Annotated in this window: 20 protein-coding genes; 12 read left to right on the top strand and 8 right to left on the bottom strand. The window is 64.5% G+C overall.

Features of this window, described 5'->3' with window-relative positions; all coding sequences use genetic code 11:
• The first annotated feature begins 8 nt into the window (after positions 1 to 8).
• From tolB to glmM, 6 genes are all read left to right on the top strand, one after another.
• Entirely contained in the window at positions 9 to 1,382 is a 1,374-nt protein-coding gene (gene tolB, locus HNS03_RS00625; RefSeq protein ID WP_367192303.1) for a Tol-Pal system beta propeller repeat protein TolB, read from the top strand.
• 389 nt (positions 1,383 to 1,771) lie between these two features.
• Positions 1,772 to 2,254, top strand: coding sequence for a peptidoglycan-associated lipoprotein Pal (pal, locus tag HNS03_RS00620; RefSeq protein WP_367192302.1), 483 nt, complete (start codon positions 1,772 to 1,774; stop codon positions 2,252 to 2,254).
• 218 nt (positions 2,255 to 2,472) lie between these two features.
• Positions 2,473 to 3,339, top strand: coding sequence for a tol-pal system protein YbgF (gene ybgF / locus HNS03_RS00615; RefSeq protein WP_367192300.1), 867 nt, complete (start codon positions 2,473 to 2,475; stop codon positions 3,337 to 3,339).
• Positions 3,323 to 4,636, top strand: coding sequence for a tRNA lysidine(34) synthetase TilS (gene tilS, locus HNS03_RS00610; RefSeq protein ID WP_367192298.1), 1,314 nt, complete (start codon positions 3,323 to 3,325; stop codon positions 4,634 to 4,636). Before ybgF ends, tilS begins: the two co-directional genes overlap by 17 nt.
• 186 nt (positions 4,637 to 4,822) lie before the next feature.
• On the top strand, positions 4,823 to 6,754 hold the full coding sequence (gene ftsH / locus HNS03_RS00605) for an ATP-dependent zinc metalloprotease FtsH (RefSeq protein ID WP_367192297.1): 1,932 nt from the start codon (positions 4,823 to 4,825) through the stop codon (positions 6,752 to 6,754).
• Between the two features lie 416 nt (positions 6,755 to 7,170).
• Positions 7,171 to 8,511: a phosphoglucosamine mutase gene (gene glmM / locus HNS03_RS00600; protein ID WP_367192295.1), complete on the top strand. Its 1,341-nt coding sequence runs from the start codon at positions 7,171 to 7,173 to the stop codon at positions 8,509 to 8,511.
• Between the two features lie 113 nt (positions 8,512 to 8,624).
• Here the strand turns inward: glmM and HNS03_RS00595 are convergent, their stop codons facing one another.
• Positions 8,625 to 9,416 carry an IclR family transcriptional regulator gene (locus tag HNS03_RS00595; protein WP_367192294.1) on the bottom strand — a complete coding sequence of 264 codons (792 nt, stop codon included), beginning with the start codon at positions 9,414 to 9,416 and terminating at the stop codon, positions 8,625 to 8,627.
• A gap of 95 nt (positions 9,417 to 9,511) precedes the next feature.
• Here HNS03_RS00595 and HNS03_RS00590 point away from each other — a divergent pair, with 95 nt between their 5' ends.
• From HNS03_RS00590 to serA, 5 genes are all read left to right on the top strand, one after another.
• A complete protein-coding gene (locus HNS03_RS00590) occupies positions 9,512 to 10,525 on the top strand; it encodes an LLM class flavin-dependent oxidoreductase (protein ID WP_367192292.1) in 1,014 nt (337 codons plus the stop codon).
• A 147-nt stretch (positions 10,526 to 10,672) separates the two neighbouring features.
• The gene (locus HNS03_RS00585; protein ID WP_367192291.1) at positions 10,673 to 11,431 is read left to right on the top strand and encodes an outer membrane protein; all 759 of its coding nucleotides are present in this window, start codon (positions 10,673 to 10,675) and stop codon (positions 11,429 to 11,431) included.
• Positions 11,432 to 11,676: 245 nt separating this feature from the next.
• Entirely contained in the window at positions 11,677 to 13,104 is a 1,428-nt protein-coding gene (locus HNS03_RS00580; protein ID WP_367192290.1) for an alanine/glycine:cation symporter family protein, read from the top strand.
• Between the two features lie 391 nt (positions 13,105 to 13,495).
• Positions 13,496 to 14,671 (top strand): phosphoserine transaminase, encoded by a 1,176-nt coding sequence (locus HNS03_RS00575; RefSeq protein WP_367192288.1) that lies wholly within the window; start codon positions 13,496 to 13,498, stop codon positions 14,669 to 14,671.
• A 127-nt stretch (positions 14,672 to 14,798) separates the two neighbouring features.
• Complete coding sequence (gene serA, locus HNS03_RS00570; RefSeq protein ID WP_367192286.1) at positions 14,799 to 16,385, top strand: phosphoglycerate dehydrogenase; 1,587 nt, start codon at positions 14,799 to 14,801, stop codon at positions 16,383 to 16,385.
• An 87-nt stretch (positions 16,386 to 16,472) separates the two neighbouring features.
• On the opposite strand, the gene HNS03_RS00565 is transcribed toward serA, so the two are convergent.
• From HNS03_RS00565 to HNS03_RS00545, 5 genes are all read right to left on the bottom strand, one after another.
• A complete protein-coding gene (locus HNS03_RS00565; RefSeq protein WP_367192285.1) occupies positions 16,473 to 17,819 on the bottom strand; it encodes a phosphatidylserine decarboxylase family protein in 1,347 nt (448 codons plus the stop codon).
• 227 nt (positions 17,820 to 18,046) lie between these two features.
• Positions 18,047 to 18,292, bottom strand: coding sequence for a hypothetical protein (locus tag HNS03_RS00560; RefSeq protein WP_367192284.1), 246 nt, complete (start codon positions 18,290 to 18,292; stop codon positions 18,047 to 18,049).
• 278 nt (positions 18,293 to 18,570) lie between these two features.
• On the bottom strand, positions 18,571 to 19,047 hold the full coding sequence (gene greA / locus HNS03_RS00555; RefSeq protein ID WP_367192282.1) for a transcription elongation factor GreA: 477 nt from the start codon (positions 19,045 to 19,047) through the stop codon (positions 18,571 to 18,573).
• Between the two features lie 121 nt (positions 19,048 to 19,168).
• Positions 19,169 to 22,423 carry a carbamoyl-phosphate synthase large subunit gene (gene carB, locus HNS03_RS00550; RefSeq protein ID WP_367192280.1) on the bottom strand — a complete coding sequence of 1,085 codons (3,255 nt, stop codon included), beginning with the start codon at positions 22,421 to 22,423 and terminating at the stop codon, positions 19,169 to 19,171.
• Positions 22,424 to 23,056: 633 nt separating this feature from the next.
• On the bottom strand, positions 23,057 to 23,395 hold the full coding sequence (locus HNS03_RS00545) for a helix-turn-helix domain-containing protein (protein ID WP_367192279.1): 339 nt from the start codon (positions 23,393 to 23,395) through the stop codon (positions 23,057 to 23,059).
• A gap of 181 nt (positions 23,396 to 23,576) precedes the next feature.
• On the opposite strand from HNS03_RS00545, the gene HNS03_RS00540 reads away from it, so the two are divergent.
• A complete protein-coding gene (locus HNS03_RS00540) occupies positions 23,577 to 23,714 on the top strand; it encodes a hypothetical protein (protein WP_367192277.1) in 138 nt (45 codons plus the stop codon).
• Positions 23,715 to 24,320: 606 nt separating this feature from the next.
• Here HNS03_RS00540 and HNS03_RS00535 read toward each other — a convergent pair.
• A complete protein-coding gene (locus tag HNS03_RS00535) occupies positions 24,321 to 24,602 on the bottom strand; it encodes a hypothetical protein (protein WP_367192276.1) in 282 nt (93 codons plus the stop codon).
• Positions 24,603 to 24,893: 291 nt separating this feature from the next.
• Positions 24,894 to 26,117: a glutamine-hydrolyzing carbamoyl-phosphate synthase small subunit gene (gene carA / locus HNS03_RS00530; RefSeq protein ID WP_367192274.1), complete on the bottom strand. Its 1,224-nt coding sequence runs from the start codon at positions 26,115 to 26,117 to the stop codon at positions 24,894 to 24,896.
• Between the last annotated feature and the right edge of the window lie 129 nt (positions 26,118 to 26,246).

The following is a 26,246-nucleotide window of genomic DNA, read 5'->3' as shown; positions in this document are numbered from 1 at the left end:
ATGAGAGGATGAGACAGCCCATGGCCTTCGACACCGTGCTTCCGGCTCCGACCGCCGCCCCCTCCATTCTGAAGGGATGGCGGCAGCGCTTGGCGGCGCTCGCCGTCGCCTTTCTCGGGGCCGTCGCGCCGGCCCAGGCGTTGGTGCAGATCGATATCACCCAGGGGCAAATCGAGCCCCTTCCGATCGCGCTGCCGACCTTCGGTGCTGCCGGCGGCGAGTCCGATCTCGCCCGGCAGATGACCGAGGTGATCACCAATGATCTCCAGCGCTCCGGGCTGTTCCGGCCGATCGATCGGCAAGCCTATGTCGACCAGTCGATCAATGCCGCCTCGGTGCCGAATTTCGCCAACTGGCGCGCCATCGACGCCCAGGCCCTGGTCGCCGGCACTTTGTCGCGCGAAGGCGATGGCCGCCTGAAGGCGGAGTTTCGCCTGTGGGACGTCTATGCCGGCGAGCAGATGATCGGGCAGCAATTCTACACCCAGCCTGACAATTGGCGTCGGCTGGCGCACATCATCGCGGATTCGATCTACGAGCGGCTGACCGGCGAGAAGGGCTATTTCGACACTCGCGTGGTGTTCGTCTCGGAGACCGGACCGAAGAACGATCGCACCAAGCGTCTCGCCATCATGGATCAGGACGGCGCCAACGTGCGCTATCTGACCAGGGGCGACGATCTGGTGCTGACGCCGCGCTTCTCGCCGTCCAGCCAGGACATCACCTACATGTCCTTCGGCGACCAGACGCCTCGTGTCTATCTCCTGAACATCGAGACCGGCGAGCGCGAAGTGCTCGGCAACTTCCCCGGCATGACGTTCGCGCCGCGCTTTTCGCCCGATGGCCGCGACGTGATCATGAGCCTGCAGCAGGACGGCAACGCCAACATCTACGCCATGGATCTCGGTTCGCGCCGGACCACGCGGCTCACCAACTCGCCCTCGATCGACACCTCGCCATCCTATTCGCCCGACGGCAGCCAGGTTGTGTTCGAATCCGATCGCGGCGGATCCCAGCAGCTCTACATCATGAACGCCGACGGCTCGAACCCGCACCGGATCTCGTTCGGCAACGGCAGCTATTCCACGCCGGTCTGGTCGCCGCGCGGCGATCTGATCGCGTTTACCAAACAGGCAGGCGGCCGGTTCGCCATCGGCGTCATGAAACCCGACGGATCGGGCGAGCGCATCCTGACGGAAGGCTTCCACAACGAAGGCCCCACCTGGGCGCCAAACGGTCGGGTGGTGATGTTCTTCCGGGAGTCCGGAGGGGCGCAGGGCGGCCCATCGCTATGGAGCGTGGACATCACCGGCCACAACGAGCAGCGGGTGAAGACGGAGACGTTTGCCTCCGATCCGGCCTGGTCGCCGCTGTTGGATTAGGAGCGTTTCCAGGAAAAGTGGGCACCGGTTTTCCGCGCGGAAACGCGTTGGAATAGACTTTGCGCTCACGCGAGTTCGCTTCGCTCACCGCTGCGCGGGCGCGGCCTCCGGCCGGCGCGCGGTCGCGCGTTGGCTTCGCTTTCCGGTTGGCAATGCCGCCCAAGAAAAGCCGATCGGAAATGGCCGCGGCCGGCTTTTTGCCACACCGTGGCCATGCTGCTATGCCCCTACAGCGGTAGGGCACGCATCGAACAGGTTCGGATCTGGTTACCGGATTCGATCGAATCGTCGATGTTAACCCTCTTTCGGAACCGACTCTTTACCACCCCGGCCTAGCGTCCCGCGCTGCATCGCCCCATGGGTTCTGGGGGCAAAAGGAGCACTTGGAGATGGTCACCAATTTCGGTCTGGCGCGGCTCAGCCGTGCGGCGCTCGTCATTCTCGTCGCCGCGTTCGTTGCCGCATGCGCTCAGAAACAAGAGCAGCTCGACGGGCAGGTGACGCCCGGCTCGGCGCAGGACTTCGTGGTCAATGTCGGCGATCGAGTCTATTTCGCCGTCGACAGTTCCGATATTTCGTCCACCGCCCAGGCCACGCTTGCCAAGCAGGCTCAGTGGCTGCAGCGCTACAACCGCTACACCGTGACGATCGAAGGTCACGCCGACGAGCGCGGCACCCGGGAATACAACCTCGCCCTGGGGGCCCGCCGGGCGAGTGCGGCGCGCGCCTATCTCGTCAGCCAGGGGATCTCGCCGAACCGGATTCGGACGATCTCCTACGGCAAGGAACGGCCGGTGGCGGTCTGCGACAATGAATCCTGCTGGTCGCAGAACCGGCGTGCGGTCACGGTTCTGAACAACGCGGGAAGCTGATTGCCCGCGGCCATCGGGAAAGGCGCGTTGCGCGCAATCCACTTGGGACGGGCCGGTCATCCGGCCCGTTTTGGCTGTCGGACCGAGATGGGCGCGGCGATTTCGACCAAAACCATCGTGAAGGCGCCGAAGTTGGCGTATGGTCCGGCCGAGTTCCGCCGTCGTGATGGCGAGATGTCGAGGCGGTATCGGTCGACTGTCATCGAGGGATCGAATTCATGAGGATCAACGCGACACGTCTTGCAGCCGCCAGCTTTGCGATCGCCGTCGCGCTGCCGGCGACCGCTGACGCGGCGCCCGATCGGCCCCTCGTGCCGGTCCAGTTCGGCCTGGGCTCGCGCCAGCAAGGCGAGCTTCAGCTCAAAATCAGCCAGCTCGAAGAGCAGATCCGGCGTATGAACGGCCAGATCGAGCAGCTTTCCCATCAGATTCGGCAGATGCAGGATCAGATGCAGCGCATGCAGGAAGATACCGAATATCGCCTGCAGGAGTTGGAAGGCTCGCGCCCGCGTCGCCAGAATTTCGAGCAGCCGAGCGCGACGCCCGAGCCTCAGCGCGACGCCGCGACGAACGACCCGCAAACCACCGGCTCGATCGGTGGCCCACTCGATCTCTCAGCGCTCGCCCGTGGCGATGTGATCGGCAGCGCCATCGAGCAGACCTCGCCGTCGGCCTCCGTTACCAACACGCGGCCGAGCTCGGATGCGACCGAAGCCTATGAGGCGGCCTATCAGAAGGTGATGTCGGGGGACTATTCCGGTGCGCAGCAGGGCTTTCGCAACTTCCTTGCCGCCTATCCGGACGATCCGCGCGCTGGCGACGCGGAATTCTGGATCGGGGAGTCGCTGTTGCAGTCCGGCCAGCACCGGGCGGCGGCCGAGGCGTTCCTGAAGGCCTACACCGACCATCCCGACAGCGACAAGGCGGCTGACAGCCTGCTGAAACTCGGGGTCGCGCTTTCCGGCATGGGCGAGACCGATGCGGCTTGCTCGTCCTTTTCAGAGCTTTTGACGAGCTTCCCCTCCGCCGACCCCTCGCTGTTGGATCGGGCGCGCCGGGAGCGCCAGCGTGCCGGCTGCGCCTGACGCGCTGCCGGTCGGTCCCGACGCGCGCGATCGCCTGTTCGCCGCGCTTTCCCGCTACGATCGGATAGTGCTCGCCGTCTCCGGCGGCGCCGATTCCATAGCGCTCATGACGTTGTTTGGTGAGCATCGCGCCGCTTGTCCGAGCGCGCCGGCTGCCATGGTCGCCACCATCGATCACGACCTGCGCGCGGGCTCTGCCGAAGACGCGGCCTTCGTCGTAGAGGCCGGCAGGGAGCTGGGGTTTGAGGTGGTGGCGCGGTGCTGGAGCGGCGAGAAGCCCACCTCAGACCTGCAGGCGGCTGCGCGAGCCGCCCGCTACCGTCTTCTGGAAGAGATCGCCCTGGAAAAGGGCGCGGGCGCCGTCGTCACCGCCCACACCCGCGACGACCAAGCCGAGACATTTTTGTTGCGGCTTGCGCGCGGCTCGGGGCTGAAAGGGCTGTCGGCTATGGCGCCGGTGCGTCGGCTCGGTGCGATCGATCTCGTGCGCCCGCTGCTGGGCGTCGGCCGGGATCAACTCCGCGCGACCCTTGCGGTCAGCGGCACGCCGTTTCGCGAGGATCCGTCCAACGCCAACCGCCGCTTCGCCCGGGTGCGGATCCGCGATCTGATGCCGGCACTTGCGAACGAGGGCATGGATGCGACCCGGCTGGCCAAGACCGCCGAGCGTCTGGCACGCGCCGATCGCGCGATCGAACACGGGATGGATCGGCTCGCCGCCGAGGCGCTCGCGGTCGATCCAGGCGGCTTTGCACGGCTCCAGATGGCGCCGTTTCGCATGGCGCCGGAGGAAATTCGCCTGCGCCTTCTCGTCGCGGCGCTCGGCTTTGTCGGCGGCGCGGCTTATGGCCCGCGGCTTGAGCGGTTAGAGCGGGTGGCGGTGCGCCTCCTGGAAGCGGACCAGGTCCGCCTGACGCTGAGCGGTGCGCGGCTGGTGCGCGCCGGCGAGCATATCCATATTTTTCGAGAAGCCGGTCGGGGCGGCCTGCCGGACACGCCGATCGCTCCCGGCGAGCGCATCGTCTGGGATGGTCGGTTTCGTCTTGTGCTGGCCGAGACCGCACCGCAAATGGCGGCTGTGCGTCCGCTCGGCCCAGCTTGGCGCAAGCTGGTCACACCACAAGATCGGGGCGGGGCGCCTGCCGCCGCGCTGGCGGGGGTTCCCGCGTTTTTCGTCGGCGAGGCGCTGGTTGCCGTGCCCGCCTTTGGCCATTTTGCGAACCGAGAGTGGGCGCAATCGATTGAGGCCGGTTTCGTCGTCGCGCCGCCTGGGGAGCCGGACTCGACACATGATTGAGGCGTGATAGGTCAGGTGGGGGCGGTTTTCGTTTAACCGTAGCCGATTGGCGCGTGCGCCGCGACTTGGCACCGGCCCACCGGGACCCTATGTTTTCGGCTAACGATCGGCCTGCCGGCGTCCGCGCCTCTGCACGACGGCGACCGGAACAGAATTCAAGTTAACGCGGGCTGCGAAAGGGCCGTGATGAACAACACGTTTCGCAATTTTGCGCTTTGGGTGATCATCGGTTTGTTGCTGATCGCCCTGTTCCAGCTTTTCCAGAGCCCCGGCCAGCGCACCAGCAGCTCAGAAATCTCGTTCTCGCAGTTCCTCGATGAGGTCGGGCAGGGCAACGTTCGCGCGGTCACGATCACGGACCAGCAGATCGCCGGCAAATACAATCACGGCGGCTCGTTCCAGACCTACGCCCCGTCCGAGGCGAACTATATCGACAAGCTTGAGACCGCAGGCGTTTCGATCACGGCGAAGCCGGCGAACGAGGGCTTCTCTCTGCTCGGCATCCTGGCGACCTGGTTCCCGATGCTGCTTATCCTCGGCATCTGGCTGTTCCTGATGCGCCAGATGCAGGGCTCCGGCGGCAAGGCGATGGGCTTCGGCAAGTCGAAGGCCAAGCTTTTGACGGAGGCGCACGGCCGCGTGCTCTTCGAGGATGTCGCCGGCGTCGACGAGGCCAAGGAAGACTTGCAGGAGATCGTCGACTTCCTGCGCGATCCTCAGCGCTTCCAGCGTCTGGGCGGCCGCATCCCGCGCGGCGTGCTGCTGGTCGGTCCTCCCGGCACCGGTAAGACGCTGCTGGCCCGCGCGATTGCCGGCGAGGCCAATGTGCCCTTCTTCACCATCTCCGGCTCCGACTTCGTGGAGATGTTCGTTGGCGTTGGCGCGTCGCGTGTGCGCGACATGTTCGAGCAGGCCAAGAAGAACGCGCCGTGCATCATCTTCATCGACGAAATCGACGCTGTCGGCCGCCACCGCGGTGCCGGCCTGGGCGGCGGCAACGATGAACGCGAGCAGACGCTGAACCAGCTCCTGGTGGAGATGGACGGCTTCGAGCCGAACGAGGGCATCATCCTGATCGCCGCCACCAACCGGCCGGACGTGCTGGACCCGGCGCTTCTGCGCCCGGGCCGCTTCGACCGCCAGATCGTGGTCCCGAACCCGGATATCGTCGGCCGCGAGAAGATCCTGAAGGTGCACGTGCGCAAGGTGCCGTTGGCGCCGGACGTGGACCTGAAGACGGTGGCGCGCGGCACGCCGGGCTTTGCCGGTGCCGACCTAATGAACCTGGTCAACGAGGCGGCCCTGATGGCGGCGCGGCGCAACAAGCGCCTGGTCACCATGCAGGAGTTCGAGGACGCCAAGGACAAGGTCATGATGGGCGCCGAGCGGCGCACCCTGGTGATGACCGAAGAGGAAAAGAAGCTCACGGCCTATCACGAGGGCGGCCACGCTCTGGTGGCGCTCCACATGCCGGCTTCCGATCCGATCCACAAGGCGACCATCATTCCGCGCGGCCGTGCGCTCGGCATGGTCATGCGGCTTCCCGAGCGCGACCAGCTCTCGCTGACGCGCGAGAAGTGCAAGGCGGATCTGGCGGTTGCCATGGGCGGTCGCGTCGCCGAGGAGCTGATCTTCGGCCACGAGAAGGTGACCTCGGGCGCGTCGGCCGATATTCGCATGGCGACGAAGCTGTCGCGGGCGATGGCGACCCAGTACGGCATGTCCGACAAGCTCGGGCCGCTGATGTATGGTGAGAACGAGGAGGAAGTCTTCCTTGGCCACTCCGTGGCACGCTCCCAGAATGTCTCCGACGAGACCCAGCAGACTGTAGACGCCGAGGTGAAGCGCTTCGTCAACGACGGCTACGAGACCGCTCAGGCGATCTTGAAGTCGCACCTGGACGAGCTGCACACCATCGCCAAGGGGCTGTTGGAGTACGAGACGCTGACCGGCGACGAGATTCGCGATCTCCTCAACGGCAAGCCGCCTGTGCGCGAGAGCATGGACGACACGCCGAAGGGTCCGCGGGTCGCCACGGTTCCTTCCACGGGCGGCTCGCGCGAGCAGGGCGACCGGGGCGGCGAGCCCGGCGGACTGGAGCCGCAGCCGCAGGGTTAAGCAAATCCCAGGAAAAGTGGGAACCGGTTTTCCGTCCGGGATTTGCGGTTAAAAATAGAGCTCGCGGCTGCGCGGGCGCGGCCACGAGCGTTTCCAGGCGAAGTGGACACCGGTTCGCCGTTCGGAAACGCGGGGTAAGAGAGGCCGGCGCGCGGTCGCGCGCTGGCTTCGCGAAATCCCAGGAAAAGTGGGAACCGGTTTTCCGTCCGGGATTTGCGTTGAAATGAGTGCGAGAGGCCGGGTGGCAAGCCCGGCCTTTTTCGTGCGGAGCGCGTCGTGCGCAACCTTCTGTAACATTCTCCCATCATTTTTGAGCAGGCGGATGACGACATCCGCCCCATTCTCGGTCTATCCCTTTTCCCACCTGGGGCGGAGCGCGTTCGGATAACCGGCGGTGGATGGAGGAATATCGAGCGATGCGCAGCTTTTTCGGCACCGACGGAATTCGCGGACAGGCCAATCGCTGGCCGATGACGCCGGACATTGCGCTCAAGGTCGGCATGGCCACCGGGCTCGCGCTCCTCAACGGTGACGACCAGCACCGGGTCGTGATCGGCAAGGATACCCGGCTCTCCGGCTACATGATCGAGAACGCGCTGGTGGCCGGCTTCACGGCGGTGGGAACCGAGGTGTTCCTGCTCGGGCCAATGCCGACGCCGGCGGTCGCGATGCTGACGCGCTCGCTCAGGGCCGATCTGGGCGTCATGATCTCCGCTTCGCACAACCCGTTCGAGGACAATGGCATCAAGATTTTCGGCTCCGATGGCTACAAGCTGTCCGACGCCGTGGAGCTGGAAATCGAGCGGTTGATGCAGGAGGATCTTTCCCGGCGGCTTGCGACCGGCGCCTCGATCGGCCGCGCGCAGCGCCTGGAGGGCGTGCGCGATCGCTATATCGAGTACATCAAGGGCACGTTTCCGCGCTCGCTCAGCCTCGATGGCCTGCGGGTGGTGGTGGACTGCGCCAACGGGGCGGCCTACCGGGTGGCGCCGGAGGCGTTGTGGGAGCTCGGCGCCGAGGTGGTGGCGATCGGCAACCAGCCGAACGGCACCAACATCAACGCCGAGTGCGGCTCCACGTCGCTCGCCCAAGTGCGCAGCAAGGTGGCTGAGGTCCGGGCCGATATCGGGATCGCGCTCGACGGCGATGCCGACCGTCTGATCGTGATCGACGAGACCGGTCGTCCGGTGGATGGCGACCAGCTTCTGGCGGTGATCGGCGAATCCTGGCGCACGGCCGGCCGGCTTTCGTCCCCCGGCATCGTGGCGACCGTGATGTCCAACCTGGGGCTGGAACGCTATCTCGACAGTCTCGGCCTTGCGCTGGCGCGCACCAAGGTCGGCGACCGCTACGTGGTCGAGCATATGCGGGCGAACGGTTACAATCTCGGCGGCGAGCAGTCCGGCCACATCGTGCTTGCCGACTATTCGACCACCGGCGACGGCTTGTTGGCCGCGCTGGAAGTTCTCTCCGTGGTGGTCGCCACGGGCAAGCCTGTTTCGGAGGTCTGCCATCGGTTCGAGCCGGTTCCGCAGATCCTCAAGAATGTGCGCTACAGTGGCGGCAAGCCGTTGGAGAACGAGATCGTGATCAAGGCGATCGACGACGGACGCGGACGGCTTGGCAACGCCGGCCGCCTGGTTGTGCGCCCGTCGGGCACCGAGCCGTTGATCCGCGTGATGGGCGAGGGCGACGACGCCATTCTGGTGCAGTCTGTGGTTGACGATATCGCAACTGCAGTCGTTCAGGCGGCCTGACCCTCCACCCGTTCCAGTTCGCCTTGAAATGGCTCAAGCGATTGAAGCTGGAGCCATTTCTTGTGGCTCAGATGTCTCTCTCCGAGCGGAAACGGCTCCAACCGGCCTGTCCGTCAGCGATAGAAGCCGAGGCTGCGTGAGATCGCCTCGGCTTCGGCGCGGGCCGCTCGCGCGGCCGGACCATAGGGCGACACGTCGAAGGATGGGCTTGAGCCCAGCACGGTGAGAACCTGAATGACCCGGCCATCGTGATCGAAGACGGGGGCGGCAACGGCCGAAATACCCTCCAGCAGCTCATCGCGGGTCCAGGCGATACCGGCTGCGCGGATGTCGCCGATCAACGATGCGAGATCGTCGCGGCCGATTTCCTTTTCGGCCGCCAAGCGCACCGCCGGATCGTCGTGAAAGGCCAGAAAGGCCCGGCCGGTGGCCGAGCGCGTCGCCGAGAGCACCGAACCAACGCGCACCGCCATGAACACCGAATGGGTCGCGGCCTCCACCGCCACCACCGTGGCGCCGCGATTGGCAAAGACGGCAAGCAACGCGGTCTCGTCGAGCCTTTGAGCAAGCGTACGGATCGCGTCGCGGCCGAGGCTTTCGGGATCCAGACGCCCAAGCGCCGACAGGCCGATCGAGACCGCCATCGGGCCTAGATCGTAGCCGCCGCTGGCGGGATCGCGCGCTACGAGGCCGCTGCGCACTAGGCTCGCCATGTAGCGATGCACCTTGGGGGGCGCCATCCCGCTCGCCTGGGCAAGCGCCGTCAGAGACATCGGAGCCTCGGCTGCGAGCATCAATGGCAGCAGCGACAGCCCGACCTCGACCGAGCGGACGCCGGGCGATCCGCTCGCCGCTGCGTCGTCGGTCTCGGGGTCGACGTCCGTGCTCTCCAAGATTGACATCATCGGGCCTCAAATTTACTCAGGACGTAATTCGGTTACGAAATACAGAAAACCTGCCGCTGGCAGCCCGCCGGACGGCGCGCGAAGGGAGGTTCCTCATGACGCTTCGATCCTCGATCTTTTCCGTGCAGGATCACTATCCTGGCCGAGGCCGGAGCATCCCCGAGCTTTACGAGCAAGTGCTCGCCCAAGCCAAGTTCGCAGAGGATGAGGGCTACGACACCTTCTTTGTCGCCGAACATCATTTTCATGAGTATGGGGTCGTCCCCAATCCGCTGATCATGCTGTCCTCGATGGCCCAGCGCACCAGCCGGATTCGGCTTGGAACGGCGATTTCGATCCTGACGTTCCATGATCCGCTGACCGTGGCGGAAGGTTACGCGATGCTGGACGTGCTCTCCGGCGGCCGGCTCGTTCTGGGCGTCGGCTCCGGCTATCTGAAGCACGAATTCGAGGGCTATGGCGTCCACCCTTCCGAAAAACGGGAGCGATTCGACGAGAATCTCGCGATCGTGGAGCGGATGCTGTCCGGCGAGCGGGTGCGTTTCGACGGCAAATGGCGCAGCGTGCAGGACGTGGCGCTGAACGTGCTGCCCCTCCAGCGTCCCACGCCTCCGATCTATGTGGCGATCCTGGCGGCGGAAGCGGCCTACCATATCGGTAAGAAGGGGCAGCGCATCTTCACCGTGCCCTATGCCTCCGTCGGAACCTTCAGCGACATTCGCAATCTGGTCGAAGCCTATCGCAACGGCCAGGCGGACGCCGGCATTGATGGCGGTCCCGACGACATCCTTGTGACGCTTCACGCTCATGTGGCCGAGACCGACGGGGCGGCGCGGAAGATCGCGGCCGAACCGTTCGACCTCTACGTCGATACCCGGCTCTATGCGCGCAAGCAGACCTACGACGACATCATGGCGTCCGAGCTGTCGCTGATGGGCGGGGTGGCGACGGTGGGCGAGAAGCTCGCTGAGCTGATCGAGATGGGCGTGCATCACGTCGTAACGCTGCACAATTTCGGGCTGATTCCGTCCGTCGAGGTGGAGAATTCCATGCGTCGCCTTATGCGCGAGGCTGTCCCGGCGGCCGTCGACCGGTCGATTCTCGCCTGAGTTTCGCCGGCCGTCCCCTGGTTCATGGGGCGGCTTGGTTAACGGGTACGGTTAACGCGGAATTAACGGGCCATTCGCCACAGTGCCGGCGGTCGATGCGGCGCGTCCTTCGGGGCGGCGCTGCAAGCGTTGGGTGATGGAGGCGTCATGGTCCGCCGAACTGTTCAGTTGGTCGCGACAAGCGCGCTCGCGCTCGCGTCGATTTCGGGTGTCAGGGCGGCGGAGCCCGAGCCGGCGGGCGAGGAGCCGGTTCTGGTCCACACCGACGATATTTTGCCCGACGAGGTCGAACGGCGCGGCGCGTATGTTCGCTTCGATGTCGGCGGTATGTTTTCGCCGTCACCCGGCGTGTCGATCGTCGACGCGCCGCCGGGTGTAGCGAGTGTCGGCTCCGGCTCCCTGGACGGTCAGGCGAGCTTCGGCGCTGGCGTCGGCTACCGTTTTTCCAACTGGTTCCGCAGCGATGTGAGCGTGGTGCATGCGCCCGGCCGCGATTTCGACGCGCCGACCACCGGCGTGGCAGGAGGAACGGGGACCGTATCCGGTTCCCTGAGCTCGACGGCGATTCTGGCCTCCGCCTATGCCGAATTCGCACCTGAATCCTGGGTCCGGCCCTATGTCGGCGCTGGCCTCGGCACCGGCAACCTCTCCATTAATTCGGCTGTGGAGACGCTTCCCTCCGGCGGGCAGCGCTCCTATGGCGATCATTCGGACTGGACGCTCGCCTGGTCGCTTGCTGCCGGCGTGACCATGGACATCTCCGAGCGCATCGAGCTCGATGCCGGCTATCGCTACGTCAATTTCGGCGAGGCGGAAAGCGGTGTGGCTTCCGATGGCAGTCGGCTCTCTCTCGATACGGTCGAGACCCACGAGATCCGCTTCGGCATGCACTTCTTATTTCGTTAGAAAATCCAAAATCACTAGCAAGCTATTGGCCCTATTGGATCTTCTGAATTTGACATTTGAGATGCGGACTCGCGGTAAGCGGGAGGTAAATGTCAAATTCGATCCCCTAGAGACGTTCTCACTTGACTGCCTTCGCGTTGCCTTGGCCGCGATGGAATGCTCTACTCGCGACTCGGCCCTTGGTGGTTCTGCATGGCTCTGATCACCAGTATCGGTGTGTCGTTTTATAGATTGAGCGGGGGAAAATGTCGGCGGTCATAGATTTTCTGAACACGATCTTCTGGGGCTACGTGCTGATCTACGGGCTCCTGGCCGTCGGCGTGTTCTTTACGATTCGCCTCGGATTCCCACAGTTTCGGCACTTCCCGGAAATGTTCCGGGCGGTGATCGGAAGCGGCGAGAACGACAAGTCCGGCATCACCCCGTTTCAGGCGCTTTGCACCAGTCTTGCCTCGCGCGTGGGCACGGGCAATCTCGCCGGCGTTGCCGTGGCGCTCTATCTCGGGGGCCCCGGCGCCATTTTCTGGATGTGGATCGTCGCGCTCGTCGGTATGGCGACGGCCTACGCCGAATCGTCGCTGGCGCAGCTCTACAAGGTTCGCAACGAGCAGGGCGACTATCGCGGTGGCCCAGCCTTCTATCTCGCGCGTGGCCTGCGGGCGCCATGGGCTGGCGGCATCTTCTCCGTCTGTCTGATCCTGTCGTTCGGACTGATCTTCAACGCGGTTCAGGCCAACTCCATCGCCGACGCGGTGCAAGGCGCGTTCGGCGTGCCGAAGTTGTGGGTCGGCCTCGTCGTGGCCGCCATCTCCGGCATCGTGATCTTCGGAGGCATTCGGCAGATCGCGCGGGTCGCGGAGATCGTCGTCCCCTTCATGGCGGCCGCCTATCTCCTGATGGCGATCCTCATCCTGGTTGCGAATTTCTCCGAAGTGCCGGCGGTGATCGGCTCGATCGTGGGCAATGCCTTCGGCTTCCAGGAGGCCGCGGGCGGTGTCACCGGTGGCGTCATGGCGGCCATGATGAACGGCGTGAAGCGGGGCCTGTTCTCCAACGAGGCGGGCATGGGTTCGGCACCGAACATCGCCGCCGTCGCCACCCCTGATCCGCATCATCCCTCGTCCCAGGGCTTCGTCCAGGCGCTCGGCGTGTTCATCGACACGATCCTGATCTGTACGGCGACCGCGATCATGATCCTGCTGTCGGGCGTGCTGGAGCCGGGCAACGGCGTGACCGGCACCCAGCTCACCCAGGCCGCGATGTCCTCGCAGATCGGCGCGATCGGTGATTATTTCATCGCGGTGGCGATCTTCTTCTTCGCTTTTACTTCTATCATCGGCAATTATTCGTATGCCGAGAATGCGATGACCTTCCTAGGGGCCGGAAGCAAAGCGCCGCTCTCGGTGCTGCGGGTCGGCGTGCTGGCAATGGTGGTGTGGGGCGCGGTCCAGAGCGTTTCCACCGTCTTCAATGCCGCGGATGCTTCCATGGGGCTGATGGCGACGATCAATCTGATCGCGATCGTGCTTTTGTCGGGAACCGTTACGAAGCTCACCCGCGATTATTTCGACCAGAAGAAGCAGGGGCTCGTGCCGCATTTCCATGCTGCGGCCTATCCTGAGCTGGCTGGCCATATCGATGGCGAGATCTGGGCGGAGCGGCCGGAGAAGTAGAGCGGTTTCGGGCGAAGCGGGAACCGGTTCGCCGTTCGCAAATGCGGACAAATGAGACTGGTCGCTCACGTTAGCTCGGCTCACGCTCGCGGCTGCGCAGAGTGGCGCGTTCAAATCGGGCGGCGCTCGGGAGGCTCGGCTGCGGCCTCCGAGACCGGCCTTCCTGTGGCAGCTTGTCGCAGGCTGGGCGCGCCGGGTCGAAACCGCAAAAAGCGTCCTTTTGCCAAGTTTGTAGGTGTGGTTGGCGGGCTCCGATCGGGCTGCGGCCACGCCCCCATCCGCAATCTTCCGGATCCGATCGGCGCTTGATTGCAAGCTGCCATAGGAGTATCGCCGTCCGTGGGACACGCCTCCCCAACGAGGCGCGACTATCTGGAAGGGTAGCTCCAACATGAGCACGACTAAGCAGCCGGACGTGCGTCCGGCCAATCCGAATTTCTCGTCCGGTCCTTGTGCCAAGCGGCCCGGTTGGTCGCTCGAAGCGCTGAAAGACGCGGCCCTCGGCCGCTCGCACCGCGCCAAGATCGGAAAAGCCAAACTCCTTCAGGCGATCGAAGACACGCGCGAAATTCTCGGCGTGCCGGCTGACTACAAGATCGGCATCGTTCCTGCGTCCGACACCGGCGCGGTCGAGATGGCCATGTGGTCCATGCTCGGCGAGCGCGGCGTGGATATGGTGGCTTGGGAGTCCTTCGGCGAAGGCTGGGTCACCGACGCCCAGAAGCAGCTTAAGCTGGAAGACTGCCGCATCCTGAAGGCGCCCTACGGCGAGATCGTCGACTTCGCGGAAATCAATTTCAACCGCGACGTGGTGTTCACCTGGAACGGCACCACTTCCGGCGTGCGCGTGCCGACCGGCGACGCCATTCCGGCCGACCGGGCCGGGCTCACCATCTGCGACGCGACCTCTGCGGCGTTCGCCCAGGACCTCCCCTTCGATAAGCTCGATGTCGTCACCTTCTCCTGGCAGAAGGTGCTTGGTGGCGAGGCGGCCCACGGCATCCTGATCCTGTCGCCGCGCGCGGTGGACCGGCTGGAGACCTACACCCCGCTGCGGCCGCTGCCGAAGATCTTCCGTATGACCAAGGGCGGCAAGCTGAACGAGGGCATCTTCAAGGGCGAGACCATCAACACGCCCTCGATGCTGTGCGTGGAAGACTATCTCGACGCGCTCGCCTGGGCTCGCTCGCTGGGGGGCAAGGAAGCCCTGTTCGCCCGCGCCGACAAAAACGCTGCGGTGCTTGCCGACTGGGTCGCCAAGACGCCTTGGGTCGATTTTCTGGCGGCGAAGCCGGAGATCCGCTCCAACACCTCGGTTTGTCTGAAGATCGTCGATCCGGCGATCGCGAACCGCTCGGAAGACGAGCAGGGCGCGTTCGCCAAGGCGATCGTCTCGCGGCTCGACAAGGAAGGCGTCGCGTACGATATCGGCGCCTATCGCGACGCCCCGGCGGGCCTTCGCATCTGGGCGGGCAGCACGATCGAGGCGTCCGATCTCGAAGCGCTGACGCCGTGGCTCGACTGGGCGTTCGAGGTCGAAAAGGCCGAGCTCTCCAAAGCCGCCTAAATAGGGCGAAAGCGGTGGCCGGCCGACGCCGGCCGACCGCCTCTCGATCCTTCATCCCTTCATTTTCTCGCGCGACCGCCCGGCTGGGCCGGGACGTCGCTGCGCATCCGATCGAAAGGACCGGACCATGGCTCCTCGCGTTCTCATTTCCGACAAGCTGTCCCCCACCGCCGTCGACATCTTCAAGAATCGCGGCATCGAGGTCACCTATCAACCGGATCTCGGCAAGGACAAAGACAAGCTCGCCGAGGTGATCGGCGACTATGATGGCCTCGCGATCCGCTCGGCGACCAAGGTCACCGAAAAGATCCTGGAGAAGGCGACCAACCTGAAGGTGATCGGCCGCGCCGGCATCGGCGTCGACAATGTCGACGTGCCAGAGGCGACCAAGAAGGGCGTGATCGTGATGAACACGCCGTTCGGCAACTCCATCACCACCGCCGAGCATGCGATCGCGATGATGTTCGCGGTTGCCCGTCAGATCCCTGCGGCCGACGCCTCCACCCAGGCCGGCAAGTGGGAAAAGAACAAGTTCATGGGCGCGGAGATCACCGGCAAAACGCTGGGCGTGATCGGCTGCGGCAACATCGGTTCGATTGTGGCTTCGCGCGGTATCGGGCTCTCCATGCGCGTCGTCGCCTTCGATCCGTTCCTTTCGGTCGACCGGGCTCTCGAGCTCGGCGTGGAGAAGGTCGAGCTTGAGGATCTCTTCAAGCGCGCCGACATCATCACGCTGCACACGCCGCTGACCGACAAGACCCGCAACATCGTCGATGCGGCCGCGATCGCGAAGATGAAAGACGGGGTCATCATCATCAACTGCGCCCGCGGCGGCCTGGTGGTCGAGGAGGACCTGCGCGCTGCCCTGGATTCCGGCAAGGTGGCCGGGGCCGGCGTCGATGTCTTCGCGGAGGAGCCGGCGAAGGAGAACGTGCTGTTCGGAGCGCCGAACCTGGTCTGCACGCCGCATCTGGGCGCTGCCACCACGGAAGCGCAGGAAAATGTCGCGCTGCAGGTTGCCGAGCAGATGGCGGACTATCTGCTCACCGGAGCCGTCACCAACGCCCTCAACATGCCGTCGATTTCGGCGGAAGAGGCGCCCCGGCTGACGCCGTTCGCCAAGCTCGCCGAGCAGCTCGGCTCGTTCGCCGGTCAGCTCACCGAATCCGGTCTGCGCGGCGTTCGTCTGGAGTATGAAGGCGACGTGGCGGAGATGAACACCCGTGCGCTCACTTCGGCCGCGCTCACCGGCCTGATGCGGCCGCTGCTTCAGGACGTGAACGCGGTGTCGGCGCCGGCGATCGCCCGCGAGCGGGGCATCAATGTGGAAGAAGTCCGTCGCGAGCAGCGCGGCGCCTACGAGAACTACATCCGCCTGACCGTGATCACCGAGCGTCAGGAGCGGTCCGTGGCCGGCACGGTGTTCACTGACGGCAAGCCGCGCGTGATCCAGGTGAAGGGCATCAATATGGAAGCCGAGCTCGGCGCCCATATGCTCTACGTCACCAACGAGGACAAGCCGGGCTTTATCGGCCGCCTCGGCACCACGCTGGGCGATGCCGGCGTCAACATCGCGACCTTCAATCTCGGCCGCGACACGCGAGGCGGCGAAGCGATCTGTCTGGTGGAGATCGACGAGCCGGCGAACCAGGACGTGCTCAAGGCAGTGAACGCGCTGCCGCTCGTCACCCAGGTGAAGGCGCTGGCGTTCTAAACTTTTTCGTCTCCCAAGGCCTGATCAGGTCGACCTTGCGGCGGGCCCTCGGGCCCGCCGTTTTTCGTTTGGCGCCGGATTGTTTGCTCAGCTCGACTTCACGCGCGCCAGGTTCGACTTCACCGCAACGTTGGTCGCGTCGAGGTTCGGCTTGTCCGTGACCGGCACCAAAAACTCCAGCTCCACGCCGGGGCGGAAAATCAGGCAGTGGGTCGACCCGCCGAAGTGGAACATGCCGATCTGATCGCCCTTTTTGACCGTGTCGCCTTTTTTCACGGTGATCTCGCAGCTCGAGACCTCCGCCATGCCGACCGGTACAATCGCCATCAGCCCGATCGCCGGGTCGTCGGCCCGGATAAAAATGATGCCGCGGGTGGCGACGGAGGTGATGAAGGGCTGGGAGGCGTTCGGTGCGGACGGATCTGCGTCGTCGCTGTAGATCCCTTCCCAGGGGCTCTCCAGATAGTAGGATCCGTCGACCACGGCCGTCTTTTCGATCACGCCGTCGACCGGGCTGTTCCAACGGTGGTAGCTAAGCGCGCTCAGGAATGCTTGGTAGACCGTGCCGCCCTCGAATTGGGAGGCGAGGGGATCGCCGTTCAGCATGTCGTGGAGGGAATAAGGCTGTCCCTTCGCCCAGATGTTCTCCTCCAGCGCCACGCCGGTCTTCACCTGTAGCGGGGCCGATTCGCAGGCGTTCACGATCGGCGCGTCGCCGATCGGCCGCTGGCCGTCTTTGAAGATGCGAGTGAAGAAATCGTCCCAGGACCGATAGCCGAGATAGCTTGCGTCGGAGGGATCGGGGACGGCGAAGATGTCCTCGAAGGTCTGCCCGGATGGGGGATCTGAAAAGGGTTGCTGCGCCACGGCCACCATCTGCGCCTTCGCCGGATCGCTCAGCCAGGCAATCGTCTCGGGGTCGCTGGTCGCGTCCCCTTCGGCCAGCACGTAGCGCGACGGCTCGGTGGTGAGGAACCGTCCCCAATAGGCGAGCACGTCCTTCATCGCCGCATTGAACGTGGCGTCCTGAAACACCGTCACGCCCGATGCGGTACCCATCGGCCAGTCGAGCAGCGCATTGATCGGAAAGCCGACCAGGCCCTGGGCCTCGTCGTTGCCCGTGTCCACCATAAACTCCGGCGAAGTGGTCATGACCGCGTTCAGAAGCTTCAGGAACTCGTCCCAGCTCTGCACGGCCGGAGCGCCCGTCGGCTCGTCCTTGGCGTAGGCCAGCGCTTCCACGAACATTGCTTCTGTCGCAGCCTTCAGAAGCGCGTTCGCCTCCACCGTCGCCTGCAGGGCTTTGATCGGGGGAATATAGTCGGCTTCTGCCGTGTCGGCGGCCTTGGCCTTGAGCTTCAAAACCCACTTGCGGATCGCTTCGTGGTCGGTGCTCAGCCAGTCGCCCGGGCGATTCCTGTTCGGTCGCGACATGAAGTTTTCTGCCCTTGGAACGTGAAATGACGGGAGACCCGTTCTGAAGCGGTCCGGATGCAGACAGTCGATGTGTGGGCGAACGAGCGCGCCCACACCTATTTCGCAGGGTCCAACCCGATATTAGGCCCGGCCTGCTTTTCACAGAACCACAGAACGAGCCTAATTCTATTTTCTAAGGCGATTCCGGACGGCTGACCGGTGTCCGCTTGGCCTGGAAACGCTCTCTAGTCGTGGCTGTCCTGATCCTGCTGACGGACGGATTGCACGGTTTCCTTGCACCCGGCGGACACCTCGTCGATGTGCTCTTCCAGGCACATCGGAACCTCGATCGGCTCCACATCGCTGCACAGACGCTCCACGTCGCTCTTACAGGCGGCGCGAATGTCTTCCGATTGCGGACCCGACTGGGCGAGCGCAGCACCGGTTGCAAATGTGAACACGAGGCCGGCGGCGACCAAAGACTTCATCATGCGCATTCCTCCTTCGACGATGCGGCCTGCCCGATCGCGAACCGCCAGCTGACCCTGACCTGGGAGGTCGAAGGGCGCAATAGGAGAGGCGCGTTTTGTGTGGGGGATGCGAAGGGCCGACGTGGCCGGCCTCCTCGGCCTCGGCGCGGCCGTACATCTAAGGCCGATGCTATACCATTTTAACGTCTCAGGCGCCGGGTCTCGTCGCCCGAGATCTTGTCCACGAGCGCGCGCGGGCGTTCGGCAGGAGCTGCGAACACAAGCGCTGAACGGCGTTCTCAGGCGAGGAAGCGGACCGACATGATTTCGTAGGAGCGCGCACCGCCGGGAGCCGCTACCTCGACCGTGTCGCCGACGCTCTTGCCGATCAGGGCGCGCGCGATCGGCGAGGAGATCGAGACCCGGCCTTTCTTGGCGTCGGCCTCGACATCGCCCACGATCTTGTAGGTCTTCTCTTCCTCGGTATCCTCGTCGGTGAGGGTGACCGTGGCGCCGAACTTGACGGTTTCGCCGGAGAGCTTGCTCACGTCGATGACCTCGGCGCGGGAGATTTGATCCTCCAGCTCGACGATGCGTCCCTCGTTGTGGCTCTGCGCCTCTTTTGCCGCGTGATATTCCGCGTTTTCCGAAAGGTCGCCATGGGCGCGCGCTTCGGCAATCGCCTGGATGATCCGCGGGCGTTCCTCCGACGTCCGCCGCTTAAGCTCGGCTTCGAGCGCGGCGTAGCCTTCAGCGGTCATCGGAACCTTTTCCATAGACACTTGAACCTTCTTTGCTGCCGGACACCCGTCCGGACTTCAAACGCACACGGCTCCACAGGGAACCCAAACGCGGGACGCGGCGACGGATCCTCCGCCGATCGCGTTCCCGCGATCGTCACTCAGCCGACGCGAAATAGGATTGCAGCGGCCGCACCTCAAGAACGCCGGTGCTATAGGCCTCGATCCCTTTGGCCGCAGCGATGGCGCCTGCGACGGTGGTGTAGTAGGGCACCTTCTGAATCAGCGCGGCGCGGCGCAACGACCGACTGTCGGTGAGAGCCTGGGCCCCTTCGGTCGTGTTGAAGACAAGCTGGACCTCACCGTTCTTGATAGCATCAACGATGTGCGGGCGACCTTCAAGCACCTTGTTGATCTTGCGCGCGGGAATCCCGTTATCCGCAAGGAAGCGCTGGGTGCCCGAGGTTGCCATCACCTCAAACCCGAGGCGCGTCAACGTGCGTACGGGCTCCAGGATCTTCGGCTTGTCGGCATCGCGCACGGCCACGAAGACGGTGCCTGAGGTGGGCACCCGCGTTCCGCCGCCGAGCTGGGACTTGGCGAAGGCGATGGGGAAGGCCCGGTCGAGGCCCATGACCTCGCCGGTGGAGCGCATCTCCGGGCCGAGCACCGTGTCCACGCCTGGGAAACGGGCGAACGGGAACACGGCCTCTTTCACCGCCACATGGTCCAGGGTGTGTCGCTTCAGCCCGAACGTCGACAGCTTCTCGCCGGCCATCACCCGAGCGGCGACCTTGGCGATCTGGACGCCGATGGTCTTGGCCACGAACGGCACCGTGCGCGAGGCGCGGGGATTGACCTCCAGCACGTAGATCTCGCCGTCGCGGATCGCGAACTGCACGTTCATCAGGCCGACCACGCCGAGGCCAAGGGCGAGCTTGCGGGTCTGCTCCTCCAGCGCGGCGATCGCGGCATCGGAAAGCGAATGCGCCGGCAGCGAGCAGGCTGAATCGCCGGAGTGGATGCCGGCTTCCTCGATGTGTTCCATGATCCCGCAGACGAACACGTCCTCTCCGTCGGAGATCGCGTCGACATCGACCTCGATCGCGTCGGCGAGATAGCCGTCGATCAGAACCGGGCTTGTGCCGGAGACGACCACGGCCTGGGTCACGTAGCGCTCGAACTGGCTTTCGTCGCGCACGATCTCCATCGCGCGTCCGCCCAGCACGTAGGACGGCCGCACCACCACCGGATAGCCGATAGTGGCGACGATCGCGCGGGCGGCGTCGAGGGAGCGGGCGATGCCGTTCTTCGGCTGCTTCAGGTCGAGGTCGATCAGAAGCCGCTGAAAGCGGTCGCGGTCTTCCGCAAGGTCGATCTTGTCGGGATCGGTGCCGAGGATCGGGATGCCGGCGGCCTTGAGGCCCTGGGCGAGCTTCAGCGGAGTCTGGCCGCCATACTGCACGATCACGCCGTGCAGGCGTCCCGCGTCCCGCTCGACTTCCAGGATCGCGAGCACGTCCTCCACCGTCAGCGGTTCGAAATAGAGCCGGTCGGAGGTGTCGTAGTCGGTCGACACGGTCTCCGGGTTGCAGTTGACCATGATCGCTTCATAGTCCGCGTCGCGCAGGGCGAACGCGGCATGGCAGCAGCAATAGTCGAACTCGATGCCCTGGCCGATCCGGTTCGGGCCGCCGCCGAGGATCACCACCTTGTTGCGCGTCGACGGGCCCGCCTCGTCCTGGAGCGCGCCGGCGAGGGCGGGCTCGTAGGTGGAGTACATGTAGGCCGTCGGCGCGGCGAACTCCGCTGCGCAGGTGTCGATGCGCTTGAATACCGGCCGCACGCCCAGGCGCTGGCGCAGCGCTCGAACAGCTTTCTCTTCGGTGCCTGCGAGCTTCGCCAGACGAACATCGGAAAAGCCCATCGACTTCAGGTGCCGCAGAACGGCGGCATCCTTCGGCAGGCCATGGCGGCGGACCTTCTCCTCCATGGCGATGATGTCGGCGATCTGCTCGATGAACCAGGGATCGATCTTGCAGGATTCGTGCACTTGCTCGGCGTCGAAGCCGAGCCGGAGCGCCTGGGCGACCTTCAGGAGCCGGTCCGGTGTCGGCGTGCCCAGGGCGGCGCGGATGGCATTCTTGTCGTCGCCGACGCCAAGTCCCTCGATCTCGACCTCGTCGAGGCCGGCAAGATCCGTCTCCAGGCCGCGCAGCGCCTTTTGCAGAGATTCCGCGAAGGTCCGGCCGATCGCCATGACCTCGCCGACGGATTTCATCGAGGTGGTCAGGATCGGATCGGCGCCGGGGAACTTTTCGAACGCGAAGCGCGGGATCTTGGTGACGACATAGTCGATGGTCGGCTCGAACGAGGCCGGCGTCGCGCCGCCGGTGATGTCGTTCTCCAACTCGTCGAGGGTGTAGCCGACGGCGAGCTTGGCGGCGATCTTGGCAATCGGGAAGCCGGTCGCCTTGGAGGCAAGCGCGGAGGAGCGCGAGACGCGTGGATTCATTTCGATCACGACCATGCGCCCGTCTTCTGGGTTGATCGCGAACTGCACGTTAGAGCCGCCGGTCTCCACGCCGATCTCGCGCAGGACCGCAATCGAGGCGTCGCGCATGCGCTGATATTCCTTGTCGGTCAAGGTCAGCGCCGGGGCGACGGTGATGGAATCGCCCGTGTGAACGCCCATCGGATCGATGTTCTCGATGGAGCAGATAATGATGCAGTTGTCGTCCTTGTCGCGGACGACCTCCATCTCGAACTCTTTCCAGCCGAGAACCGATTCCTCGATCAGGACCTCGTTCGTGGGAGACGCGTCGACGCCGCGCTCGACGATGTCGAGGAATTCCTCGCGGTTGTAGGCAATGCCGCCGCCGGTGCCGCCGAGCGTGAAGGAGGGGCGGATGATCGCCGGCAGGCCGATCTCCTCCAGCGCCACGAACGCCTCGGTGAGGGAGTGGGCGAGCTTGGAGCGGGGGCTTTCCAGCCCGATCTTGTCCATCGCCGTGCGGAAGAGCTCGCGGTCCTCCGCCTTGTCGATCGCTTCGGCCGTGGCGCCGATCATCTCGACACCGAATTTCTCCAAGACGCCCATCTTGCGCAGCGACAGCGCGCAGTTGAGGGCGGTCTGTCCGCCCATGGTGGGCAGGAGCGCATCCGGACGCTCTTTTTCGATCACCTTGGCCACCAGCTCGGGCGTGATCGGCTCGATGTAGGTGGCGTCGGCAAGCTCCGGGTCGGTCATGATCGTCGCCGGATTGGAGTTCACCAGGACGATCCGATAGCCCTCCTCCTTGAGGGCTTTGACGGCTTGCGCCCCGGAATAGTCGAATTCACAGGCCTGGCCGATGATGATAGGGCCGGCTCCGATGATCAGGATGGTTTTGAGGTCGGTTCTTTTCGGCATCCGGGCTCGCAGGGCGGCTCCCGGCGCCACACCAATAGGTGGGCCGGGCGGCCGGTCGGTCGCGGGAAACGTGGACGGGTCATCCGGGACAGCCGCAAGGGCTTCGCGCTGTCCGCGCCATTCTCCCCGCGCGGGGGGACGCCGTTACGGTTTGCCGAACGTCCCGCGGGCCCCAGGATGTAACCCAAAACTCGCGGGCTTATAGAAGACTTCGACAAAGCAGGAAAGGCCTAGGGTCAGGACCCATAAATCCGGAGGTCATGGGTGGAGGCGATTTGGTCGATTGCACCGATCGGCCCGCGTTCGGCAGGTGCCGAATGTGGACGAGTCGATCCGAGCTTTCAGCGTCGAGCATCTTATCGGCGCGCAGGATGCTCGATGAGCGAGAGCGCAGGAAACCCGGGCGGTTTTGCTGTTGCGGCTTCTTCGAGGGGCCAGCTCTTGCGACGCCGCAGTCGGGCAAATCGATCCATTCCTTCGGACGCCAAAACGGCTGCGATCTGCGTCGTCGAGCCGCTCGGGCGGGCGAAAGGCCCCGTCCGTTGCGGCTCTCCTGGCATCTCTTTGCCGTTTCAGGCGCCATGGCCTGCAGATTTATGAGTCCTGACCCGAGAGGCACGGCTTTGAGCCGGCTCACTCCGCAGGCGCGGATTCCGGCTGCATCCCGCCTTCGATGGCTTTCAGGACAACCGGCCCCTCGCCCGGCACCACCGGCCCCGTCGAGACCTGTTCGCCATCGAAATCCAAAATATTATGCGACAGGGCATAGCAGGCCAACCGCACTGTCTTGGGGATTTTCACGGCTTTGCCGTCGCGGTTGCCCTTCTCATAATACTGGATCATCCGCTTCTTGAGGCCAAGTCGGTCGGCGGCCTCTTTCTGCTTCAGTCCCAAGGCCTTACGCCAAGCCCGAAACTGCTCCGGGCTCATTTCGAAGGCCTCGTCAATTTCCTTCGTCTTCAGATCAGTCACCTACAGACTCCCGGTAAAGCGCACGATGTGCGTTTCCCTGTTGACTTTAGCGCACATGGTGCACATATTCCTTCCACAAGCGCACTGCGTGCTCCCTCTCGGTCGGGTTACCGGTGACCACCCGCCGACCGAGGTCCGGAATGCGTTTAGCGCCATCCTCGCTTTGAAAGGAGTTGGTGCCATGCTTAGCTATCTTGTTCTCGCCAGGTCCGCGCTTCGCGGTGGACAGGTTGGATCGGACGCAAACGCGCCGGACCAGGTCCGTGCGGACCATCGCCGGTGGCAGCTCATCCACCGCCTCTATGGCATGATTGGCTAATCGGACGATGAAGTTGCGGGCGGGTCGCAAGGCCTGTCCGCGGCCCCGACTTTTCGAGGTCCGCGTGCCCAGATCATCCGGCCGGCGACACGGCCGACATTCCGCCCAGGACCGATGACTCCGCCCACGGTTCACGCGACAGCTCATTCAAACCGAGCCTTTTTTCGATCAGGTTTAGGCGCCCGATCGATCAAAATGGCTCTCGTTCCAAGACCTTGAGCACTTCGTCCTCAGGCGGGTCGAGGCGACCCGTATGAGAAGGCTCTAGCGCAACTATTGCACCCATACCCGATCTGCTTGGCTTTCGGTAGTCCCTCGCGCGGCTCGAGGGAGCCTGTACACATTCTCAATCCAACGCCCTTCGTCCCGTTTCTCGCGTCATGAAGACCCGAGGGGCGCTGTTTGCGGATGATGGGTCGGGGAAAGGGAAAGCCGCACTGCGAAAGAGTGTCGCCGTCACGTTTCCTGAGTTGTTCCGGTTTTCGAAGCGCGACGCCGGATGGCGAACTGGTTCCCGCTTTCGCGAAGCCAGCGTGCGAGCAAAAAGTTTTTTCTTCTCGCAACGCCGGACGGAAAACCGGTCCCCACTTTTCCTGACGTTGCTTGTCAGCGCTTCTTGGAGATCATCAGAAGGAACGGGATCTCGCCGCCATTTTCGCGGATGAGAGATCCGATGCCGGTCACGACACCAACGTCCTTGTTCCGCATCGCCGCGTTGAGCTCGTAGTCGATGTGCTCGGACGGCAGGATCTCCTTGTCGACGATCTCCATAAAGTGACGGATCACGCGCACCGGCGTCTTGTGCAGAAGATCGTCCGGTCCCTCGAATTCGTACTTGTTGTCGCTGCCGGTTTCGGCATCCATCAGACTCGCAACGAACTGAGCCATCGCCCTCTCCGCCCTCTTCGTTCAGTGTTGACGGCGTCCGGTTCCGCGATCTGATCGGATGCGCCGTGGTTCGCCACCCCGCCTACAGGCGGCGGCCGGCCATCCTCGGGTTGAGCCCGCGCTGCCAAGCGCGGCCCCTATCAACTTCCTATAACGAAACGATGACGCGGCGGACGGCCCGCTGGCCCCTTCGGTTTTTCCTGGAAGCGCCAAACGGGTCTAACCGCTTGTTTTGGCGCATTTCCGGACGGCCAACCGGTCTCCACTTGGCCTGGAAATGCTTGTCGCCCGTCAAGCGCGCTCTGGTTCGGTCGGTTCGCCCTTGCGCTCGCGAATGAGGTTCACGAACCGCTTGAACAGGTAGTGGCTGTCCTGCGGACCGGGCGAGGCTTCCGGGTGGTACTGCACCGAAAACACCGGGCGGTCCTTCAGCCGGATGCCGCAATTGGAGCCATCGAACAGGGACACGTGCGTCTGCTCGACCTCCGCCGGCAGGCTGGTGGGATCGACGGCGAAACCATGGTTCATTGAGGTGATTTCCACCTTGCCGGTGGTGTGGTCCTTCACGGGGTGGTTCGCGCCGTGATGGCCTTGGTGCATCTTCGCGGTACGGCCGCCAAGCGCCAGCCCGAGGAGCTGATGGCCGAGGCAGATGCCGAACACCGGCACGTCCTGCTCCACCAGCGTCTTGATGGCCGGCAGCGCGAATTCGCCGGTGGCCGCCGGATCGCCCGGTCCGTTCGACAGGAAAACCCCGTCCGGCTCATGGGCAAGGATTTCCTCCGCCGTGGCCGTCGCCGGCACCACGGTGACGCGGCAGCCCTCGTTGGCAAGCAGCCGAAGGATCGTGCGCTTGATGCCGAAATCGACGGCGACCACGTGGTAACGCGGCTCGGCCTGGCGCCCGTAGCTCTGGGTCGGCCAGTCCCAAATCGTCTCGTCCCAGACGAAGGTCTGGCCCCCGGTGACCTCGCGGGTGAGGTCCATGCCCTCCAGGCCCGGCCAGGCGGACAGCTCCGATTTCAGCTTGCCGTAGTCGAACTGGCCGCTGCGGTCATGGACGATCACCGCGTTCGGCATGCCGTGCTCGCGGATGCGGCCGGTCAGCGCCCGTGTGTCGATCCCGGTGATGCCGATGATGCCGCGCGCGGCGAGCCAACGGTCGAGATGGCGGGTCGCGCGGTAGTTCGACGGCTCGGTGATCGGGGCCCGGAGAACGCAGCCGAGCACGCCGGAGCGCGCGGCCATGTTCACCGTCTCGATGTCGTCGTCGTTGGTGCCGACATTCCCGATATGGGGAAAGGTGAACGTGACGATCTGTCCGGCATAGGAGGGATCGGTCAGGATCTCCTGGTAGCCGGTCATCGCGGTGTTGAAGCAGACTTCGCCCACAGCATAGCCGGTCGCGCCGACGCCGTAGCCGGCGATCTCCGTTCCGTCCGCCAGGATGAGCCGGGCCGTCGTCATGGGTGCCGCCCAGGCTTCTGCGCCGGGGGTATCTTGTGTATCCAGCATGGACCAATTACCTCTTGCATCGATGGAACGCGCGCGATACACGCGCCGCGTCCGGCGACAGACGGCCTTGGGCCGCCGTCGGATCGCGAACACCGACGATGTCGAGGCGATCGAGGTCAGGACGCTAGG

The organism is Amorphus sp. 3PC139-8 (genome assembly GCF_040750475.1).
Taxonomy (GTDB): Bacteria; Pseudomonadota; Alphaproteobacteria; order Rhizobiales; family Amorphaceae; genus Amorphus.
This window is presented reverse-complemented; position numbering and strand designations above follow the sequence as displayed.

Coding starts and splice junctions, on each gene's coding strand:
- pal (WP_367192302.1), top strand. CDS start 1,772: ATGGTCACCAATTTCGGTCTGGCGCGGCTCAGCCGTGCGGCGCTCGTC.
- serA (WP_367192286.1), top strand. CDS start 14,799: ATGGCTCCTCGCGTTCTCATTTCCGACAAGCTGTCCCCCACCGCCGTC.
- HNS03_RS00565 (WP_367192285.1), bottom strand. CDS start 17,819: ATGTCGCGACCGAACAGGAATCGCCCGGGCGACTGGCTGAGCACCGAC.
- greA (WP_367192282.1), bottom strand. CDS start 19,047: ATGGAAAAGGTTCCGATGACCGCTGAAGGCTACGCCGCGCTCGAAGCC.
- ftsH (WP_367192297.1), top strand. CDS start 4,823: ATGAACAACACGTTTCGCAATTTTGCGCTTTGGGTGATCATCGGTTTG.
- HNS03_RS00560 (WP_367192284.1), bottom strand. CDS start 18,292: ATGATGAAGTCTTTGGTCGCCGCCGGCCTCGTGTTCACATTTGCAACC.
- HNS03_RS00595 (WP_367192294.1), bottom strand. CDS start 9,416: ATGATGTCAATCTTGGAGAGCACGGACGTCGACCCCGAGACCGACGAC.
- HNS03_RS00585 (WP_367192291.1), top strand. CDS start 10,673: ATGGTCCGCCGAACTGTTCAGTTGGTCGCGACAAGCGCGCTCGCGCTC.
- HNS03_RS00580 (WP_367192290.1), top strand. CDS start 11,677: ATGTCGGCGGTCATAGATTTTCTGAACACGATCTTCTGGGGCTACGTG.
- HNS03_RS00590 (WP_367192292.1), top strand. CDS start 9,512: ATGACGCTTCGATCCTCGATCTTTTCCGTGCAGGATCACTATCCTGGC.
- ybgF (WP_367192300.1), top strand. CDS start 2,473: ATGAGGATCAACGCGACACGTCTTGCAGCCGCCAGCTTTGCGATCGCC.
- HNS03_RS00575 (WP_367192288.1), top strand. CDS start 13,496: ATGAGCACGACTAAGCAGCCGGACGTGCGTCCGGCCAATCCGAATTTC.
- tolB (WP_367192303.1), top strand. CDS start 9: ATGAGACAGCCCATGGCCTTCGACACCGTGCTTCCGGCTCCGACCGCC.
- carB (WP_367192280.1), bottom strand. CDS start 22,423: ATGCCGAAAAGAACCGACCTCAAAACCATCCTGATCATCGGAGCCGGC.
- carA (WP_367192274.1), bottom strand. CDS start 26,117: ATGCTGGATACACAAGATACCCCCGGCGCAGAAGCCTGGGCGGCACCC.
- HNS03_RS00540 (WP_367192277.1), top strand. CDS start 23,577: ATGCTTAGCTATCTTGTTCTCGCCAGGTCCGCGCTTCGCGGTGGACAG.
- glmM (WP_367192295.1), top strand. CDS start 7,171: ATGCGCAGCTTTTTCGGCACCGACGGAATTCGCGGACAGGCCAATCGC.
- HNS03_RS00535 (WP_367192276.1), bottom strand. CDS start 24,602: ATGGCTCAGTTCGTTGCGAGTCTGATGGATGCCGAAACCGGCAGCGAC.